Genomic DNA, 2,864 nt, shown 5'->3' on the forward strand with positions numbered 1-2,864 from the left:
ATTAACGGTACAATATGAAAATTAAGGGTACATCGTGCCGCTGAAAACAAACGATAATTTTAAAGGCAATTCTGATTAATGAGGGTACAGTGACAGCTATCGTCGGATCGCGGCTTTGCTGAGAGATGCGGGCTGGGAGGTGAACGACAAGCGGGTCGAGCGCCTATGGCGACGAGAGGGGCTGAAAGTGCCAATGAAGCAACCGAAGAAGGGACGGCTCTGGCTGAATGACGGATCCTGTGTCCGGCTGCGTCCTGAGTATCGCAACCACGTCTGGAGCTATGACTTTGTCCACTGCCGGACGGAGGACGGAAAGGTCTTCCGGACGCTCAACATCTTGGACGAGCACAGCCGGGAATGCCTGGCGATAAAGGTGAAGCGCAAGCTGAACTCGGGTGACGTGATCGATGCCTTGAGCGACCTGTTCATCATGCGGGGTGTGCCGGATTACATCCGGTCTGACAACGGCCCGGAGTTCGTGGCTGAGGCCGTTCAAGATTGGATCAGGGCCGTCGGCGCCAAGACCGCTTACATCGCGCCCGGGTCACCTTGGGAAAACGGCTACTGCGAAAGCTTCAATGCCAGGTTCCGCGATGAACTGCTCAACGGAGAAGTCTTTTACAACCTTCGGGAAGCGGAAATCCTGATCGAACAATGGAGGAACCACTACAATACCAAACGACCACATAGTGCCTTGGGCTATCGCCCTCCCGCCCCGGAAACCATCGTCCCGATGGACCCGAGACCGGTCATGCACTAACAATCAAACCGGACCACTCAGGTGGGGCTGATCATCGGCGCAATTTCAGAAAACGCGTTGACCTTGCGTAAATATGAACTTGACACTCATAAAATTAGCCATCTACTTTTATTGACAGGATGGCGGGATGAGAGGAGCTCTGCGCCTTCCCAAACACAATCTGGAGGAGAACCATGTTTCGATTTTCATATCGGGCAGGGCCGAAGATGCTTTGCCTGGCGATTGCGGCCAGTCTTGCTGTTCCTGTCTCGGCACAGGACAAAACCCCATACCGCGAGCATAGTGGCGTACTGCCTGACGGTACCACGTGGCTGATCCGTGTCCCCGAGAACTGGAACGGCCGCCTGCTGCGTGATCTCGATTTCGCCAGCTTCATCCATGTCCCGGGCTACGCGCCCCGCTATGATGATCTGCTGGCGCGCGGCTATGCCTTTGCCGGTCTGGCGCGCCATCCCTTGCGGCTCTGGCAATACGACCCGCAGCGCGAGATCTTGAACCTCCAGACCGTTCAGGACACCTTCACCCGGCTCGAACGCGAGCCGGACATGGTGATGCAATACGGATGCTCCGGCGGCGGTCTGGACAGCCTTGCCTCGGCCGAAGATTTCCCGGACAAGATCGATGGCTCGGTGGTGCTTGCGGCCCATACGCCGGTCTGGATTATGAGCAGTTTCCTGGACGGCTGGTTCGCGATGCGGGCGCTGTTGGCGGAAGATTACGTGGCACAGGGCCTGGGCCAGGCCTCGGATCTGACGGTGGCCGGTCTGCCGAACGCAGGCGCGGGTGGCGATCGTAACCTCGACGCCATCCGGGCGTCGTGGAAGAGCGCGATCGAAAACGCGGGCAAAACGCCCGAAGGTCGCGCCCGTCTGGCGCTCGCCTTTGCCATCGGCCAGTGGTCGCCCTGGATGGTCGAGGGCACCGACCTGCCCGACACGTCCGATACCGCCGCGATGGCTGATATGGTGGTGAAATCGGCGATGCGCAATGCCGGCAATGTCGGCGGCACTGCGCGGCTGCTCTTCGAAAATGCGGCATCGGGTCAGCAGTTGTCCGGCAACGAAGGCGTCGATTACGCCGCGTTCTACGCCAACGCCGCACCGGCGATGAAACAGCTGGTCGAGGCGCTTTATGCCGAAGCCGATCTGGACCTTCAGGCCGACCTTGCGACGATTGACGCCGAACCCCGGATTGCGGCGTCGGACTATGCGCTCGACTTCTGGGCCGGGGACGGACGCACCACGACCGGAGAGCTCGAAGTGCCCGCCATACGGATCCACATGCTGGGAGACTGGGCCATCCCCTATTCGCTGATGCAGGGGTACGAGGCGCTGGTTGAACAGGCCGGCACCACCGACCACTATCGGCAGGCCCTCGTTCAGGGCACCGGGCACTGCGAATTCATGGCCGCGGAAAGCAGCGTGATCGTTGAAATTCTGGCCGAACGGATCGAGACCGGCACCTGGCCAGAGGTCACACCCGAGGCACTGAACACGGCAGCCGCCGCGTTGGAGACGGGCTCAGATCCCCGCTTCGTCGAATTTGGCGACTGGCGCGTGGGGGCGTACAACCGCCCCTGGACGCCGAGCCAGTAACCCGTCGCGGGGCCCGCCCTCGTGGGTTGGCCCCGCCTCTAGTGCGACAGGTGCGAGACGCCGGAGATCAGCGAGTTGGTATAGTCACCCTGCGGATCTTCCAGCATCCGTGCAGTCGCTCCGCGTTCCACTACGTTGCCACCATACATGACCATGTTGGTGTCGCAGGTCCTCGCTGCAGCAGCATGGTGGCGCGACTGCTTCCCGAAGAACCTGCAAAATCTCCGTTCTGCACGCGGCGCCCGTTGCACCCGTAGACTGAATCCCAAGTCGCTACATACATCGACCTCAATCAGATTCAGTAGTTTGATGGAGCAGACACCGCTCTCCGACACGATAGAACCGGCGGGGGTGTAGCCCCGCCGGTTCATTGTCTTTGCAGAGATGCAGGTGTCGCGCTTGTCTACTTCACGTCTGTCACTGTACCCTAATTAATCAGATTCTGCGGATTGGAAGCGTTTTCGGCAGATTCTGTACCCTTAATTGCAATATATCCACAGGGCGCTGCG

The 2,864-nt window shown here is 59.6% G+C and carries 1 protein-coding gene and 1 pseudogene; both read left to right on the plus strand.

What is annotated here, in order from left to right; genetic code table 11:
* Window positions 1-97 precede the first annotated feature (97 nt).
* A pseudogene (locus BMX99_RS19375) lies at window positions 98-760 on the plus strand (IS3 family transposase); the annotation flags it as partial.
* Window positions 761-933: 173 nt separating this feature from the next.
* The gene (locus BMX99_RS19380) at window positions 934-2,355 is read left to right on the plus strand and encodes a hypothetical protein (protein WP_243614748.1); all 1,422 of its coding nucleotides are present in this window, start codon (window positions 934-936) and stop codon (window positions 2,353-2,355) included.
* The last annotated feature ends 509 nt before the right edge of the window (window positions 2,356-2,864 follow it).

Source organism: Pseudooceanicola nitratireducens (assembly GCF_900109195.1).
GTDB classification, from domain to species: Bacteria; Pseudomonadota; Alphaproteobacteria; order Rhodobacterales; family Rhodobacteraceae; genus Pseudooceanicola; species Pseudooceanicola nitratireducens.